The sequence below is a fragment of the Sphingomonas sp. genome, assembly GCF_036387595.1.
In the GTDB taxonomy this organism is placed as follows: Bacteria; Pseudomonadota; Alphaproteobacteria; order Sphingomonadales; family Sphingomonadaceae; genus Sphingomonas.
In genome coordinates this window covers 239,317-253,644 of sequence record NZ_DASVTL010000117.1, presented here as the reverse complement: position 1 = coordinate 253,644, position 14,328 = coordinate 239,317, and the positions used below count along the sequence as shown (strand labels likewise).

The following is a 14,328-nucleotide window of genomic DNA, read 5'->3' as shown; positions in this document are numbered from 1 at the left end:
ATGATCGGTATCGCGGGCCGGTAGGGTGATAATGAGGCGTGCGTCTAGGAATTTTTCTGTTCGTTAAGGGTTTTAGAATGAGTGTCGCCAAAACACCACACCGGGATCAAGGCCAAGGCGATGATACGACGCTACGCCCGGTGTCTGCACACCGGGCGGGAACCGCAAACCCTATCGGATGCGCCGCCGGGCGGCGGCGTCACTTATTTGGGCGCGAGCACCATCAGCATCTGGCGGCCTTCCATGCGCGGATAAGCCTCGATCTTCGCGACTTCGGCGACGTCGTCCTGGACCCGCTTGAGCAGGTTCATGCCGAGCTGGCCGTGGCTGAGTTCGCGGCCGCGGAAGCGCAGCGTGATCTTGACCTTGTCGCCCTCGCCGATGAAGTCGTTCACCTTCTTCATCTTCGTGTCGTAATCGTGATCGTCGATGTTCGGACGCATCTTGATCTCCTTGATCTCCTGCGTCTTCTGCGACTTGCGCGCGAGGTTCGCCTTTTTCTGCGCCTCGTACTTGAACTTGCCGACGTCGAGGAACTTGGCGACCGGCGGATCGGCGTTGGGCGACACTTCGACCAAGTCGAGACCCAGTTCGTTAGCCTGCGCCATCGCCTCGCGGGTGTACATCACGCCCAGATTCTCGCCCTCGTGATCGATCACGCGGACCTTCTGGCTCTGGATGAACTCGTTGAATCGCGGGCCGTTCATCGGCGGCGCCTGGTTGGGCCGGCGCAGTGTGGGAGGACGTATGGGTGTTGCTCCTGTGGTGGTTCAACCCGTCATATAGAGATTTTTACGGCCGAGCGAAAGGTTCGAGCGTCAAACCTTCGTCAGATAAGGTCCGGCGGCGTTGCCTCAGCCATCAACCGCGCGATAACGTCTGCCAGGGACAGCATCTCCTGGCCTTGGCTGCCGAGACGGCGGACCGCGACGGTGCCTTCCTCCGCCTCGCGCTTGCCGACGACCAGGAGGACCGGAACCTTGGCCAAGCTGTGTTCGCGGACCTTGTAGTTGATCTTCTCATTGCGGAGGTCGGTCTCGACGCGGATACCCGCTTTCGCCAGGTCCGCTGCGACCTGCCGTGCATATTCGTCGGCGTCGGAGACGATCGTCGCCACCACCGCCTGCACCGGGCTGAGCCACAGGGGGAAGCGGCCGGCGTGGTGTTCGATCAATATGCCGATGAATCGTTCGAACGTGCCCAGAATGGCGCGGTGGAGCATGATCGGGCGGTGGCGATCGCCGTCCTCGCCGACGTAGCTCGCGTCGAGCCGCTCGGGGAGCACGGTGTCGGTCTGGATCGTGCCGACCTGCCACGTTCGCCCGATCGCGTCGGTCAGGTGGAATTCGAGCTTTGGCGCGTAGAAGGCGCCCTCGCCCGGCAGTTCCTCCCAGCCGTAATCCGCGGTGTCGCGCCCGGTCGCCTTCACCGCATCGCGCAGCGATTGCTCGGACCAGTCCCACATCGCCTCGCTGCCGAAGCGCTTCTCGGGGCGCAGCGCCAGCTTGATCGCATAGCTCTCGAAGCCCAGATCCTTGTAGACCGAATCGAGCAGGTCGCAGAAGGCGCGGACCTCGCCGATCAGCTGGTCCTCGCGCACGAAGATATGCGCGTCGTCCTGGGTGAACTGGCGCACCCGCATGATGCCGTGGAGCGCGCCATGCGGCTCGTTGCGGTGGCAGCAGCCGAATTCGGCCATGCGGATCGGCAGGTCGCGGTAGCTCTTGATCCCCTGGCGGAAGATCAGGACGTGCGCGGGGCAGTTCATCGGCTTCAAGGCCATGAGGTCGCCCTCGCCCGACAGCACCGCTCCCTCATCCTCGATGTTGGGCACCTCGTCGGGCACCACGAACATGTTCTCGCGATACTTGCCCCAATGGCCGGACTGTTCCCATTGGCGCGCATCCATCAGCTGCGGGGTCTTGACCTCTGCATAACCCGCGGCGTCGAGGCGGCGGCGCATATACGCTTCCAGCTGCCGCCACAGCACGAAGCCCTTGGGGTGCCAGAACACCGAGCCTTGCGCCTCGCTCTGGAGGTGGAACAGGTCCATTTCCTGGCCGATCTTGCGGTGATCGCGCTTGGCGGCTTCCTCCAGCCGGAACAGATGCTGGTCGAGCTGCTTCTTGCTCAGCCAGCCGGTGCCATAAATGCGGCTGAGCATCGCATTGTTCTGATCGCCGCGCCAATAAGCGCCCGAGACGCGCGTCAGCCTGAACGCCGCCGGATCGAGCCGCCCGGTCGACGGCATGTGCGGCCCGCGGCACATGTCGAGCCACTGGCCTTGCCGATAGATCGTCAGTTCCTCGCTATCGGGAAGCTCGGCGGCCCATTCGGCCTTGAACGTCTCGCCCTGGCGCTGCCACGTCTCAATCAGCTGCTCGCGGCTCCAGACCTCGCGCTGGAACGGTTCGTCGCGCGCGATGATGCGCCGCATCTCGGCCTCGATTCCCGGCAGATCCTCGCCGGTGAACGGGCGCTCTTTTGGCGCGAAGTCGTAGTAGAAGCCGTCGTCGGTCGCGGGGCCGAAGGTGATCTGGGTACCCGGAAACAGATGCTGCACCGCTTCGGCCAGCACATGCGCGAAATCGTGGCGGGCGAGTTCGAGTGCATCGCGCTCGTCCTTCATTGTGACGAGCGACAGGCTCGTGTCGCCGTCGAACGGGCGCGCCAGATCGCGCACCTCGCCGTCGATGCGCGCGGCGATCGCGGCCTTGGCCAGCCCCGGCCCGATCGCCGCCGCGACGTCCGCAGGGGTGGTCCCCGGCGCTACCTCACGGACGGACCCGTCGGGCAGCGTGATACGGAACATGACGGACATGACGAGCTTTCATACGCGAATGGATGGCGCGGCTTATGCCGTCCGCGGGGGCGGATAGGCAAGCCACCCCGCGTTCTACCGCGCGCATCATCCCACGTTCTACCGCGCGTACCATTTCGCGTCCGCGTCTTCGCCCAGCCGCGGCGATGCCTTGCCGTGCCCCATTCGCACCCCGTCGATCACGATCGGCGGCGCGAGGCCGGGCAGCGTGTCACCATGCGCATCCTCCACCGCCACCCGCATGCCGCGCGCCAAGACCTGTGGGTCGGCGAAGACCTGATCGATCCGGTTGACCGCGCCGACCGGAACGCCGGCGGCGTCCAGCGCGGCGTGAAGTTCGGTGCTGGTGCGGCCCAGAGTCAGCGCGGTGATCCGGGGTATCAGGTCTATGCGATTCGCGACGCGGGCAGGGTTGGTGGCGAAGCGTTCGTCCTGCGCCAAGGCGGGTTCGCCGAGGACCGCGCACAACCGCGCGAACTGCCGGTCGTTGCCGACCGCAACGATCAGGTCGCCGTCGGCGGTGGGGAAGCTCTGATACGGGGCGAGGTTCACGTGGCCGTTGCCCATCCGCTGCGGCACGCGGCCGCTCGCCATCCAGTTGAGCGCCTGGTTGCCGAGCACCCCCACCTGGCTGTCGAGCAAGGCCATGTCGATCGTCGCGCCCTCGCCGCTCGCATGCCGGCGCTCGATCGCGGCAAGGATGGCGACGGTAGCATAGACGCCGGTGAACACGTCGGCATAAGCGATGCCGCTCTTCTGCGGCGGGCCGTCCGGCTCGCCGGTGATCGACATCGCGCCGCCCATCCCCTGGATGATGAAGTCATAGCCCGCACGCGCCGCATATGGCCCGCTCTGGCCAAAACCTGTGACCGAGCAATAGACGAGGCGCGGATTGGCGGCCCGCAGCGTGGCGGCGTCCAGGCCGTATCGGGCCAGACCCCCGACCTTGTAATTCTCGATGACTATGTCCGCATCGGCGGCCAGGGCGCGAACCTGCGCCTGACCCTGCGGACTCGCAATGTCGATCGCGACCGAGCGTTTGCCGCGATTGCAGCTGTGGAAATAGGCAGCGCCGAGATTCGTGCCGTCGCTGGCGGTGAGGAAGGGCGGCCCCCAATGGCGGGTGTCGTCCCCCTCCCCCGGCCGCTCGACCTTGATGACGTCCGCACCCAGATCGGCGAGCAGCTGCCCCGCCCAAGGTCCGGCAAGGATGCGCGCGAGTTCGAGGACGCGCAGGTTGAGGGGGGGAGGGTTCAGGGGGGGAGTCATGGACGCTGCTTAGCCCATTCCTCCCGGGCAAGGGGAGGGGACCAGCCGCAGGCTGGTGGAGGGGGCTTTTCCGCGAGGGACGTGCTGGCGGAGAACCCCCTCCACCTCCGCTCCGCGGCGGTCCCCCTCCGCGGAGGATCAGAACGACCGGCTTACCGTCACCCCATAAGTGCGCGGGTCGCCCGGCTGGCCGACGACCAGCCCGGTGCTCCCCGATTGCAGCGCCAGCACTTCGTAATAGTCCCGATCGAAGGCATTGCGCAGCCAGCCGAACACGTTCCAGCTGTCGGTCGCCTTGAACCCCGCCCGGAAGTTGCTCAGCCCATAACCCTTGATATCGGTATAGAGCGAGCGCGACGGGTTGGAGGAGAAGGTCGAGCGATAGCTGCCGTCGTAACCGACGTAGAATTGCCCATCCAGCCCGCCGACCTGCCCCGGCAGGTCATATTCGGCGCCATAGGAGAAAGCCCATTTCGACACGCCGGGCAGCCGCTGGCCCGAGATATCGCAATTGGCCGGGCTGAAGCCGCCGATCGTGCCCGCGGGGCTCGCCGGATTGGCCGCGGTCGCCGCGGTGCCGCCGCTGAGTTCGGGAGGACACGGCGCATCGACGAACTTGACGTATTTCGCGTCGGTATAGGCGCCGTTGAAATAGACGTTGAGCCGCTCGTTCGGGCGGAAGGCCGAGTCGAACTCGACACCCTGCGTCCGGACCTTCCCCGCATTGGCCAGATAGCCGCGCAGCACGCCCAGCTGGCCGTTGGTGACGGTCGCCTGATAATCGCCGATGTCGGTGCGGAAGGCCGCAAGGTTGACCGTCGCACGGCGATCGAGGAACTGAGTCTTCAGCCCCAGCTCATAGTGGTTGACCTTTTCCGGCTTGACCGTGGCGGCTTCGAGGATGGGGTTGTTGCCAAGGTCAAGCGGCAGGCCCGACAGGTTGATGCCGCCGGACTTGTAGCTGCGCGCGTACGTTGCATAAGCGTGGATATCCGGCGTCACCGTGTAGGCCGCAGTGATGTCGCCCGACAGGTTCCAATTGTCGAACCGTGGCTGATAGCTCTGCGGCGCAAGCACGCCGCGCTGGTCGTTGAAACGCGCCGCGCTGGTCACCAGTTCGCCCGCGCCCGTCGTCACCACCGAGACATAATCCCCCTTCTTCTCGTCGTAGTTCAGCCGCAGCCCCGGCGCGATCTGCAAGGCATCGGTGACATGCCAAGTCAGCTTGCCGAACAGCGCCGCCGAAGTGTTGGTGAAGCCGATCGTGTTGCGCGCGGTAAGGCCGTTCAGCGTCGCAGGGTTGCGCCCGCCCGCGCTGGTCGGGTTGAGCAGGAAGGCGCTCGCCGCCGGCCCCTGCACCTGCAACCCCTGGGTGTCGATCGTCTGGTAGAAGTAAAAGGCGCCGAGCACGTAATCGAGCGCATGGTCGCCGTTCGACCCGATCCGCAGTTCCTGGCTGAACTGGCTCTGCTGCGACGGATTGGCCGAGACGGTGGTGATCGGCAGCCCGATGAAGTCGCGGTCGTTCGACGGATCCCAATGCCAGAAGCGCCACGCGGTGACCGAGGTCAGCGTCGCCGCGCCCAGATCGAGGTTGCCGACCAGCGACACGCCGCCCAGTTCCTGCTTCGCCCGCAGCGCGGTATCGACGTCGGTCACCCGGTCGAAGGCGTTCGTCGAGGGCACCGCATAGCCCTGTGCCGCCGCCAGCGCTGCATATTGGCGGTTGAGCGGACGCTGGGTGGCGCCGGTGCGGACGTAATATTGCACGCAGCAATCGGGGTTTTGCCGGTTGTAATCGGCGTATAGCGTCAGATCGAGGCCCGGCGTCGCCTTGAACAGCATCTGGCCGCGCAGGCCGACATTGTCCTGGCTGTTCAGATGCTCGCCGGTGCGCACGTTATAGACCGTGCCGCGCCGCGTGGTGACCGAGGTCGACAGGCGCACCGCGACGCGATCGGGCACCAGCGGCCCGGAGACCGAGGCCTTGCCCTGGAAGAAATCGTAATTGCCCGCGCTCAGCTCGACCCGCGCCTCGGGGGTGAAGCTGGGCGCGCGGGTGGTGATGTTGATCGCGCCGGCGGTGGTGTTCTTGCCGTACAGCGTGCCCTGCGGCCCGCGCAGGATCTCGATCCGCTCGGTATCGGTGAAGTCGAAGGTCGCCGAGGCGATGCGGCTGTAATAGACCTGGTCGACATAGATGCCGACGCCCTGTTCGATGCCGTCGTTGGTCAGCCCGAACGGCGCCCCCAGCCCGCGGATGTTGGCGGCGGAATTGCGCGGGTTGGTCGAATAGAACTGCAGCGTCGGCTGCAATTGGGTGATGCGCGCGACATTATACGCGCCGGTCTCCGCGATCGCGGTGCCGCCGATGACCGAGATCGCGATCGGCACGCTCTGCACCGTCTCGGCACGGCGGCGCGCGGTGACGACGATATCGCCGCCGCCCTGCTGCGCGGTGCCGAGCCGCCCGGCCGGCGCCTGCGCCTGGCCTTCCACCTCCACCTGCGCCCCGACGGGTGCGGGCGCCGGCGTGTCGGGCGCCGCGATCTGGCCGGCGAGCAGGATGGCGAGCGTAAGCATCTATCGAATCCCCTTGGTACGGCTTCCATAAAGCCTATCATTTCGGTGGGCGTTCAATGCGGTCACGGCTTGGGCAGCCCCAAGCGGACCTTTCGAAAGCGTCCACCTTGCGCCAATGTGGCTGCAACCCACCACCGGGCTGGGAGGACGAGGAGCGGACATGCCCAAGGTAAAGGCAAACGGAATCGAACTGTTCTACGATGAGCGCGGGGACGCTGGCGCGCCGGTCATCCTGCTCATCATGGGGCTGGGCACCCAGATGATCGCGTGGCCGGATGCGTTCTGCGACGGGCTGGCGGCCGCAGGCTATCGGGTGATCCGTTACGACAATCGCGACATCGGCCTGTCCACGACGCTGGACGGCGCGACGGCAATCAACCCGCTGGTGGCGATGATTATGGCGCGGTTCGGCATGGCATTCCCGCTGGCCTATTCGCTGAATGACATGGCCGCCGATGCGGTCGCTCTGCTCGACGCGCTAAGCATAGCTAGGGCACATATCGTCGGCGCGTCGATGGGCGGCATGATCGCGCAACTGGTCGCCGCGGGCTGGCCCGATCGGGTGCTGACACTGACTTCTATCATGTCGTCGAGCGGGCGACGCGGGCTGCCCGGACCAACGCCACGCTTGCGCAAGCGGCTGTTGGCAAAGCGTCCGGCAAATCCGAGCCGCGCGGAGGCGATCGCCGCGGGCGTCGATATCCTGTCGCTGATCTCCTACCCCGATCCGGGACGGAACCCGGACGCGTTCGCCACCATGGCGGCGGCGGCGTTCGATCGCGGCTACAACCCGATGGGGGTGCGGCGACAGCTGCTCGCGATCGTGGCGGATGGCAGCCGTGTCGACCGGCTGAAGACGATCCGTGCGCCCACGCTGATGATCCACGGGGGCGCCGATCCGCTGGTTCCGGCCGCCCACGGGCAGGATGCCGCGAAGATCGTGCCGGGAGCCAAGCTGGTGATTCTGCCTGAGATGGCACATGATCTGCCGCCATCGCAGATCCCTCGGATGGTGGCGCTGATCGCCGAGCATTGCGCGGCCCAGCAGTCCTGAATCGACAGGGCAGCTCGTCGCGCTGGCATCGCTTCACCCGCAACGCTAGGCGTGCACCCATGCACATAGCGACCACGCGCCTGGGCGACGATCACCCTGCCGTCTCTGCGATGCGCGCCGAGTGGAAGGCGGTTCTGTCGCGATGAGCGCGGGTTGGCAGTTCTGGATCGACCGCGGCGGCACCTTTACCGATGTGGTCGCGCGCACGGCGCACGGCACGATCGTCACCGCCAAATTGCTTTCGGAAGATCCCGGCCGTTATGCCGACGCCGCCGTCGAGGCGATCCGGCGGATGACCGGGGGTGAGGCGGTGCCGCTGTCTTTGCGCATCGGCACGACCGTGGCAACCAACGCCTTGCTCGAACGAAAAGGGGAACCCACCGCCCTCGCGATCACCCGCGGGTTCGGCGACGCGCTCGCGATCGGCTACCAGGAACGGCCCGACATATTCGCGCAGGCCATTGTTCGGCCGCCTGCGGTGTACGGCCACGTCATCGAGATCGACGAGCGCGTCGATGCCGAGGGCAACGTGCTGCGCGCCCTGGATCGGGATACGGCGCGCGCTCAATTGCAGGCAACCCATGACGCCGGATACCGCGCGCTGGCGATCGTGCTGATGCATGGCTACCGCTTCACCTGCCACGAACGGGCATTGGCGGAGATTGCGGGCGACATCGGCTTTGCCCAGATATCGGTCAGTCACCACGTCGCGCCGCTGATAAAGCTGATCGGCCGCGGCGACACGACCGTCGTCGACGCCTATCTTTCGCCTGTCCTGGACCGCTACGTCGCCGGACTCACCGCCGCCCTGGGCGAAGGCGCATTGTTCATGCAGTCCTCGGGCGGACTGGTCGCAGGGGCGGCGTTTTGCGGCAAGGACGCGATTCTGTCCGGTCCCGCCGGTGGTATCGTCGGCATGGCCGCGACCGCGAAGGCGGCGGGGTTCGACCATGTCATCGGCTTCGACATGGGAGGCACCTCTACCGACGTGTCGCATCACGCAGGCGTATTCGGGCGCGACAGCGAGACGATGGTGGGCGGAGCGCGCATCCGCACGCCCAGCCTGCGCATCCACACGGTCGCGGCGGGTGGCGGGTCGATCTGTCGCTTCGATGGCGACCGGCTGATCGTCGGTCCGGGGTCCGCCGGTGCGATTCCCGGCCCCGCCTGCTACCGCCGCGGCGGCCCGCTGACCCTCACCGATTGCAACCTTGTCCTGGGCAAACTCCGCCCGGACCATTTTCCGGCGCTGTTCGGCCCGCACGGCGACCAGCCGCTCGACGACTGGGCAGCGATGGCGCGCTTCGCCGAACTCCCACTGGATCGTCACGTCGCGGCCGAAGGCTTTGTCGCGGTCGCCGTTGCCGACATGGCGAATGCGATCCGCGCGATCTCGGTGGCGCGCGGGCACGACGTCACCCGCTACACCCTCGCCTGCTTCGGCGGCGCAGGAGGGCAGCATGCGTGCCTGGTGGCCGACGCGCTGGCGATGAGCCGGGTCATGATCCATCCGCTCGCCGGCGTGCTGTCGGCCTATGGCATGGGGCTGGCAGATCGTCGCAGCTTGCGGGAGGCAACGCTCGGGACTGCATTGGAGGATCGCGATACGCTTCTGAACGCGTCGGACGCGCTGGCCGACGCTGCAAAGGCATCGCTCGTCGAACAAGGCGTCGATCCCGCAACCGTGACCGTCGAACGCCGCGTCCACCTGCGCCGCGGGCAGACCGATCACACGATCGAGGTCATGCTCGACGCGCCGGAAGCGATGGCTGCCGCGTTCGACGCCGCGCATGTCGCCCAATTCGGTTTTACTGGCACGGCACCCCTGATCGCCGACCGCATCGTCGCGGAAGCCGTAGCCGTAAGCGCTGCGATCGACTTGCCAGTTGATTTTCCGGACGCCCCCGCCCCACCGCTGGAGACCGTTCCCGTGTATCTGGCGAGCGCATGGCACGATACGCCGGTGTTCGCGCGCGAGGGACTGCCTGCCGGGCATGACATATCCGGCCCGGCGCTAATCATCGACTCGTCCGCCACTACTGTTGTCGAACCGGGCTGGAGCGCCCGTGTCGACGGTCTTGGCAATCTCATCCTAGACCGGGCAATCCCGCGTGCTGCGCCGACCGTCGGGACCGAGGCCGATCCCGTCCGCCTCGCCATCTTCGCCGGGCTGTTCATGGGGATCGCCGAGGAGATGGGCGCAGCGCTCCAGCGTTCTGCAGCCTCGGTCAACATCCGCGAGCGGCTCGACTTCAGTTGCGCGCTGTTCGACGCCTGCGGCAATCTGGTCGCCAACGCGCCGCACATCCCCGTCCATCTCGGGTCGATGGGAGAGAGCATCCGAACGATCATCGACAGCCGCGCAAGTTCGCCGCGCGGCATCCGCCGCGGAGACGCCTATGCCCTGAACGCCCCCTACCGCGGCGGCACGCACCTGCCCGACATTACCGTCATCGTGCCGGTGTTCGCCGATAGCGCCGCACCCGCGTATTTCGTCGCTGCCCGTGGTCACCATGCCGACGTCGGCGGGATCACGCCCGGGTCCATGCCGCCCGAAAGTACTTCGGTGGAGCAGGAAGGCGTGTTGCTTGACGATCTGCTGATCGTCGATGAAGGGCATTTCCGCGAAGCCGAATTGCGCGCTTTGTTCGCAAGTGGCGCGTACCCGGCACGTAACATCGATCAGAACATCACCGATCTGTCCGCCCAGCTTGCCGCCTGCGCAAGGGGCGCGGCAGGGCTGGCGCGGCTGGCGGACGATTACGGTGCCGAGGTCGTCGGCGCCTATATGGAGCATCTCCAGCGCCATTCCGACGCCGCGGTGCGCCGCTGGATCGCGCGGCTGGACGACGGCGACTTCGCCTATGAGATGGACGATGGCGCCGTCGTGCTCGTCGCCGTCCGCGTCGATCGGACCGCCGCCACGATGCGGGTCGATTTCACTGGCACCAGCGCGCAGCGGGCGAACAACTTCAACGCACCCGTATCGATCGTCCGCGCCGCCGTCCTCTACGTCGTGCGAACCCTGATCGACGAGGCGGTTCCACTGAACGACGGTTGCCTGCGCGGAGTGGAGATCGTCGTTCCGCAAGGGTCGATGCTGCGCCCGTCCTATCCCGCTGCGGTCGTCGCGGGGAATGTGGAGACGAGTCAGGTCGTCACCGATGCCCTGTTCGGCGCACTAGGCGCGATGGCGGGGGCGCAGGGCACGATGAACAACTTCACCTTCGGCGACGACACGCGCCAATATTACGAGACGATCGCAGGCGGAGCGGGCGCCGGGCCTGGCTTCGACGGCGCCTCGGTCGTCCAAACCCACATGACCAACAGCCGCCTGACCGATCCCGAGATCCTCGAAACGCGGTTTCCGGTGCTGCTCGAGGAATTCTCCCGACGAGTCGGATCGGGTGGCGCAGGTGCGCACCGCGGCGGCGATGGCGCCACCCGCCGTATCCGCTTTCTGGCGCCGATGACCGCCTGTATCCTCGCGAACCGGCGCCGCGTGCCGCCGTTCGGGCTGGCGGGCGGCGACGAGGGCGCGCCCGGAACGGCCAGCGTCGAGCGGGCGGACGGGCGCGTCGAGGCGCTCGGCTCCACCGCGCGCGTGGCAATGGAACCGGGCGACGTGTTCGTGATCGAGACACCAGGTGGCGGGGGTTATGGGAAGACATGATGCTGGACGAAGCCACCGCCGCACGCTTCGCCACCCTGACGCTTGCGCATCTGACCCGCGAATGGCCGTACAAGCTCGATCATGTGCTGACCGGCCCCGACGATCTCGTCCGCCCGCGCGACCTGCACCCGATCTTCCACGGCAGCTTCGATTGGCATAGCTGCGTTCACGGCTGGTGGCAGGTCATGCGCCTCGCCCGCCTGTATCCCGCGACGGCCAAGCCAGCCGAAGCGCTCGCCGATCGCATGCTGGTGCGCGATCGCGTGGCGGGCGAACTCGCCTTTCTGAGCCGACCGATGACCGGCGGCTTCGAGCGACCCTATGGCTGGGGCTGGCTGCTCGCGCTCCATGACGAATTGGCGCTTCGGCCCGACGGCGGCTGGGCCGCCGCCCTCGAACCGCTGGCAGGCGCTTTCGCGGCACGCTTCGCGGGCTATCTGCCGCGGCTGATCTATCCGGTGCGCAGCGGCAAGCACGACAACACCGCCTTCGCGCTGATCCACGCATTGCGCTGGGCACGCTCGCACGACCCTGCGCTCGCCGCCCTGATCGAGGACCGCGCACGAACGTGGTTCGGGCAAGACCGAGACGCGCGACCCTGGGAGCCGAGCGGAGAGGACTTCCTTTCCGCAACGCTTACAGAGGCGGTGCTGATGCGCGAGGTGCTCGGCGACGACTTCGCGCGCTGGTTCGCCGGCTTCCTGCCCGATCCGTTCGGCGAGTTCGCACGGTGCTTGCGCGAACCAGCGATCGTCAGCGACCGCCACGACGGCCGCCTGGCCCATCTCGACGGCCTCAATCTCACACGCGCCTGGTGCTGGTCCGCGCTGGCTGACGCCACGCCGGACCCGGCACGCGCGCATGCGATCGCGGACGCTCATCTGGCCGCCGCGCTCCCCCACCTCGCCGATGACTATATGGGCGAACACTGGCTTGCCACGTTCGCGCTGCTCGCCCTGTCCGTCAGGTGACGGCGGCGCGCACGCGGTAGGCCGGATCGTCCCAGGCGCGGGCCTCCATTACGGCGGCCAGCATATCAACCGCGCACCACACGTCCTCGAACCCCGTATAGAGCGGCGCGAAGCCCATCCGCAGTACATCGGGCGCGCGAAAGTCGCCGATGACACGACGCGCGATCAGGGCCTGACAGATCGCATAGGCGTGCGGGTGCGCGAAGGACACATGGCTCCCGCGCCATGCCGCGTCGCGTGGGGATGCCAGCGCGAACCCGTCGCACCGTTCCTCGACCAGCGCGATGTAGAGGTCGCACAAGGCCTGGCCCTTGGCGAACAGCGCGGGCATATCGACGCCCTCCATCTGCGCCACGCCCTCCTCCAGCGCGGCGATCCCCAGGATCGGCGGCGTGCCGCACTGGAACCGTGCGATCCCCGGAGCGGGCGCATAATCGTCGCCGAAATCGAACGGCGCGGCATGCCCCATCCAGCCGGACAGCGGCGAGTGGAGCACCTCCTGCAGAGCCTGCGCGACGTAGAGGAACGCCGGCGCCCCCGGCCCACCGTTCAGATATTTGTACCCGCAGCCGACCGCCAGATCGACGCCGCATCGGTTCAGATCGACTGCGACCGCACCGGCGCTATGGCTCAAGTCCCAGAGCATCAACGCGCCCTCGGCATGCGCGGCTGCGGTGATCGCCGCCATGTCGCGCTTGGCGCCGGATTTGTAATGGACGTGGGTCAGCAATACGACCGCTACATCGTCGTCGATCGCCTGCACCAGTGAATCGAAGGCGACCGTCTTCACCCGCCGCCCGACCATCATCCCCGCGACCCCCTGCGCCATATAGAGGTCGGTCGGAAAGTTGCCCGGTTCCGAAAGGATCGTCGCGCGATCCGGCCGTGCCGTGCACGCAGCGGCGAGCAGCTTGAACAGGTTGACCGAGGTCGAATCCGCGACGAGCACCTCGCGCGGGCGCGCGCCCACCAGCGGCGCGATGCGTGCGCCGACGCGGGCCGCCGCGTCGATCCACCCATGGGCGTTCCACCCGGCGATGAGGTCGCGGCCCCATTGTTCTTCGATCACCTGCGTCAGCCGCGCGGGCGTGGTCTTGGGCAGCGCACCCAGCGAATTGCCGTCGAGATAGATTGTGCCTTCGGGCAGTGCGAAGCGGTCGCGCAAGCCCCGCAGCGGATCGGCAGCGTCGCGAGCGCGTGCTTCGTCTCGCGTCATGTCGTCGATTTCTGCGGATGATGCGGGACCAGGATCAGCGTCCGTCCCTCGACCCGCCACGATTTCAGCCGGGACAGCAGGTTCATCCCGATCACATCGGTTTCTCCCAGACCAGGCGACACCACGACTTCGACATTGCGCGCCGCGATATTGCCCAGCGCGAACCGCTCCACGGTCGCGGTTTGCGCGCGGATCGTGCCGTTCGCGGTGCGCAGCAGGACCGGCACCAGCGGCTCGCGCACGTCCAGCCCCGCGGCCTGCGCGGTGGCAGGCGACAGCGCGGTAACGGTTGCACCGCTGTCGATCAGCATCCGGCGCTCGACCCCTCCCAACGTCGCGCGAGCCCAGAAATGCCCATCGGGCGCCATCCGAATGCGCACCTCGTCGCCGACCACCTGCTGCCCGTCGAGGCTCAGCGCACGCCCGATCCGGCTGAGATACGGATCGAAGCGCTGCCGCTCGCCCACCACCACTATCAACGTCCCGAGCAGCGCGATCCAGGTGACCACGCTCACCACCTTGCCCAACACCGGCACGCGCCGCACCAGCGCACCCAGGATCACCAGCCCGGGCAAAATCAGATAGAGCGGCGGCACCGCGGATAAGTCGAAGGGCATGGCGCATATATAGGCGAGGCTTGGCGCGCCCGCATCGGTTTCGTTCCATCTCTCTGCCGCGGAGGATGGGCCGGAAACACGATGGGCGCGATCAAAGCGATCAACGCGGCCTATATCGCGCTGC

General features: G+C 67.0%; 9 protein-coding genes. 3 read left to right on the top strand and 6 right to left on the bottom strand.

The window, feature by feature from the left end; all coding sequences use genetic code 11:
• Positions 1-203: 203 nt before the first annotated feature.
• The 4 genes from infC to VF643_RS14710 form a co-directional block, all read right to left on the bottom strand.
• Positions 204-707: a translation initiation factor IF-3 gene (gene infC, locus VF643_RS14725; protein WP_331044133.1), complete on the bottom strand. Its 504-nt coding sequence runs from the start codon at positions 705-707 to the stop codon at positions 204-206.
• Between the two features lie 122 nt (positions 708-829).
• Positions 830-2,821: a threonine--tRNA ligase gene (thrS, locus tag VF643_RS14720; protein WP_331044132.1), complete on the bottom strand. Its 1,992-nt coding sequence runs from the start codon at positions 2,819-2,821 to the stop codon at positions 830-832.
• A gap of 99 nt (positions 2,822-2,920) precedes the next feature.
• Positions 2,921-4,090: a CoA transferase gene (locus VF643_RS14715; RefSeq protein ID WP_331044131.1), complete on the bottom strand. Its 1,170-nt coding sequence runs from the start codon at positions 4,088-4,090 to the stop codon at positions 2,921-2,923.
• Between the two features lie 138 nt (positions 4,091-4,228).
• The gene (locus VF643_RS14710; RefSeq protein ID WP_331044130.1) at positions 4,229-6,673 is read right to left on the bottom strand and encodes a TonB-dependent receptor; all 2,445 of its coding nucleotides are present in this window, start codon (positions 6,671-6,673) and stop codon (positions 4,229-4,231) included.
• 160 nt (positions 6,674-6,833) lie between these two features.
• Here VF643_RS14710 and VF643_RS14705 point away from each other — a divergent pair, with 160 nt between their 5' ends.
• The 3 genes from VF643_RS14705 to VF643_RS14695 all read left to right on the top strand — a co-directional run bounded on the left by VF643_RS14705 (position 6,834) and on the right by VF643_RS14695 (position 12,371).
• On the top strand, positions 6,834-7,727 hold the full coding sequence (locus tag VF643_RS14705; protein ID WP_331044129.1) for an alpha/beta hydrolase: 894 nt from the start codon (positions 6,834-6,836) through the stop codon (positions 7,725-7,727).
• A gap of 142 nt (positions 7,728-7,869) precedes the next feature.
• The gene (locus tag VF643_RS14700) at positions 7,870-11,400 is read left to right on the top strand and encodes a hydantoinase B/oxoprolinase family protein (RefSeq protein WP_331044128.1); all 3,531 of its coding nucleotides are present in this window, start codon (positions 7,870-7,872) and stop codon (positions 11,398-11,400) included.
• Positions 11,397-12,371 carry a DUF2891 domain-containing protein gene (locus tag VF643_RS14695; protein ID WP_331044127.1) on the top strand — a complete coding sequence of 325 codons (975 nt, stop codon included), beginning with the start codon at positions 11,397-11,399 and terminating at the stop codon, positions 12,369-12,371. Before VF643_RS14700 ends, VF643_RS14695 begins: the two co-directional genes overlap by 4 nt.
• On the opposite strand, the gene kynU is transcribed toward VF643_RS14695, so the two are convergent.
• Both kynU and VF643_RS14685 read right to left on the bottom strand, forming a co-directional pair.
• Positions 12,364-13,587 carry a kynureninase gene (gene kynU, locus VF643_RS14690; protein ID WP_331044126.1) on the bottom strand — a complete coding sequence of 408 codons (1,224 nt, stop codon included), beginning with the start codon at positions 13,585-13,587 and terminating at the stop codon, positions 12,364-12,366. The genes VF643_RS14695 and kynU overlap by 8 nt on opposite strands.
• Positions 13,584-14,204 carry a retropepsin-like aspartic protease family protein gene (locus VF643_RS14685; RefSeq protein ID WP_331044125.1) on the bottom strand — a complete coding sequence of 207 codons (621 nt, stop codon included), beginning with the start codon at positions 14,202-14,204 and terminating at the stop codon, positions 13,584-13,586. The genes kynU and VF643_RS14685 overlap by 4 nt, the downstream gene beginning before the upstream one ends.
• Positions 14,205-14,328 lie beyond the last annotated feature (124 nt).

Excerpts from the sequence above, each read along its gene's own strand:
- infC (WP_331044133.1), bottom strand. The coding sequence starts at position 707 with ATGAACGGCCCGCGATTCAACGAGTTCATCCAGAGCCAGAAGGTCCGC.
- thrS (WP_331044132.1), bottom strand. The coding sequence starts at position 2,821 with ATGTCCGTCATGTTCCGTATCACGCTGCCCGACGGGTCCGTCCGTGAG.
- VF643_RS14715 (WP_331044131.1), bottom strand. The coding sequence starts at position 4,090 with ATGACTCCCCCCCTGAACCCTCCCCCCCTCAACCTGCGCGTCCTCGAA.
- VF643_RS14710 (WP_331044130.1), bottom strand. The coding sequence starts at position 6,673 with ATGCTTACGCTCGCCATCCTGCTCGCCGGCCAGATCGCGGCGCCCGAC.
- VF643_RS14705 (WP_331044129.1), top strand. The coding sequence starts at position 6,834 with ATGCCCAAGGTAAAGGCAAACGGAATCGAACTGTTCTACGATGAGCGC.
- VF643_RS14700 (WP_331044128.1), top strand. The coding sequence starts at position 7,870 with ATGAGCGCGGGTTGGCAGTTCTGGATCGACCGCGGCGGCACCTTTACC.
- VF643_RS14695 (WP_331044127.1), top strand. The coding sequence starts at position 11,397 with ATGATGCTGGACGAAGCCACCGCCGCACGCTTCGCCACCCTGACGCTT.
- kynU (WP_331044126.1), bottom strand. The coding sequence starts at position 13,587 with ATGACGCGAGACGAAGCACGCGCTCGCGACGCTGCCGATCCGCTGCGG.
- VF643_RS14685 (WP_331044125.1), bottom strand. The coding sequence starts at position 14,204 with ATGCCCTTCGACTTATCCGCGGTGCCGCCGCTCTATCTGATTTTGCCC.